Here is a 1967-nt window from a genome sequence, read left to right on the forward strand (position 1 = left end):
AAGTCGCTCGTCGCCGAGAGCCGCAGCCAGTAGAGCCCGGCCGGCATCACGGTGTGGGTGGTGCTCATGTCGCGCGGCAGGTCCAGCGTGACGATGCCGGAGGTCAGGCCGCCATGCGTGGTGTCGCCCAGCACGCGGGTCGGCGGCAGCGGGCGCCAGTCGTCGTCGGCCAGCGTCCACCACTGCAGCGCGCGCGCACGGGTGCCATTGAGGGGACCGCGCGCGGAGGACTCGCGCAGCTGGAACAGAAGCGTCAGCACGCCGCCCGGGTCCGACCCGCTCAGTCCGAGGTAGAGGTTGCCGTCGGCGCCCAGCCGCGGCAGCAGCCCGTGTCCGCCGCCGGAGACGGCCGAGAGCAGCGTCTGCAGGCCGAAGGGATGCAGGTGGAAGAGGCGCTCGCCGTCGACGCCCTCGGGCGGGTCGTCGTCGCGGTCCAGCGCGATGACGCTGGCCGCCTCGTAGTTCAGCGAGAGCTGCTCGATCACCGGCGTGTAGGGCGGGTTCGGCAGCGGACGCGGCCGGCGCGTGCGCGCGTTGGCGGCCACCGTCGCGCCCAGCTCGACCGGGTAGGCGGTGTGCCCGAAGGCGGCGCGCGGGCCGCTGAGCTGCAGCCGGCACAGGCCGTTGCGCGGCATCGCCATCGTCGACCAGTCCTCCTCGGTGGCGCGGCTGAGCTTGCGCACCGAGCCCGGATCGAGCTCGATGTGCTGCGTCGCGATCAGCTCGCCGGCGGCATTGGTGCCGGCGAACAGCGGCTGTCGGGCGGAGCGGTTGGCGCAGTCCTGCCACTGGCCGTCGCGCAGCCAGGCGATCTCGACGCTGAATTGGCCCTGCCGCAGCTCCTTGCCGGCCGGGCCGGCGTAGCCGGCGTAGTGGGTGTCGAAACCGCCCGGCTCGTTGGGCAGGCCGCCCCATTCGAGGTCCAGCGAGAGGTGGTCCAGGGTCTTGCGCGCGGCCTCGGGCGAGCCGACGACCAGGTAGGACGACAGGCCCGGCAGCGGGCCGAAGGGCGCGAAGGCCTTCGAGGGATCCAGCCGGCCGAGGTTGTTGGCCAGCCGCACGTCGCGCACGCCGCGCGCCTTCACCCGCAGGTCGACCTCGGCCAGCGGCAGCCGGGCCAGCAGCGAGTAGGGATAGAGCCGCGCCTGCGTGGCCAGCTCCAGGCGCAGCACCGGCAGCCGCGTGGGCCATTCGGCGCCATGCACCGCCGGGTCGCAGCCGGTCACCGGCGGCGCGTCGGCGCGCAGCCGGATGAACAGCGACAGGCCGGCGCCGGCGGCGCGTTCGAGCCGCGCCTCGACGGCGTGCCAGCCCGACGGCGTGCTCAGGCTGACGCGGAAGGCGCCCTGCAGCAGCCGGTCGAAGACCAGCGCGCGATGAGGCCGGCCGGGACCGTGAACAGCGCCGGCAGGCCGTTGCCGGTCAGGCGATGCGCGGTATGGCGCAGCGCGGTCCAGTCGGCCTCCGACAGGTCGTCGACGTCCATCTCGACGCCGCCAACGCCCGTACCCGTCGTGGCACTCGTGCCGCTCGCGCCGCTCGTGCTGGCCGCCGGGCCGTCGGCCAGCAGCCACTGCGGCAGCAGGTCGCCGAAGGCGTCGCGGAAGGCCGGCGCCGAGTCGGCTCGCAGCGCCGCGTCGCGCAGGCCGCGCAGGTCCGGCGCGGCGCCGGAGGAGGTCTGGCGCAGGATCACGCGGATCTCGCGATCGCCCTCGCGCAGCGCCAGCAGCGGCGACGCCACCGCCAGCCCGATGCGCGCGTCCTCCGCGCCCGCGCCGCCGGCGGCGCCGAAGAGCGGCCAGACGGTGCGGCCGTCCGCGACCGGACGCGCCACCTTCGCGCGGGTGACGTAATGGAGGTCGCGCTCCGGCGCGATCAGCGGGTCCCGCTCCAGCCGCAGCGTGCACAGCGCGGCCAGCCGCGTGTCGGTGACGGCGATCGGCGCCTCGCTGACGAAACGCACCGGC

The 1967-nt window shown here is 75.2% G+C and carries 2 protein-coding genes; both read right to left on the reverse strand.

The genetic code is table 11. The features are described from left to right. On the reverse strand, positions 1–1226 hold a 1226-nt coding region (locus FUT87_RS27855), incomplete at its 3' end, for a hypothetical protein (protein WP_222617333.1). Positions 1227–1324: 98 nt separating this feature from the next. After that, on the reverse strand, positions 1325–1967 hold a 643-nt coding region (locus tag FUT87_RS29725), incomplete at its 5' end, for a hypothetical protein (RefSeq protein ID WP_186830818.1).

This window comes from Mitsuaria sp. TWR114 (assembly GCF_007997345.1).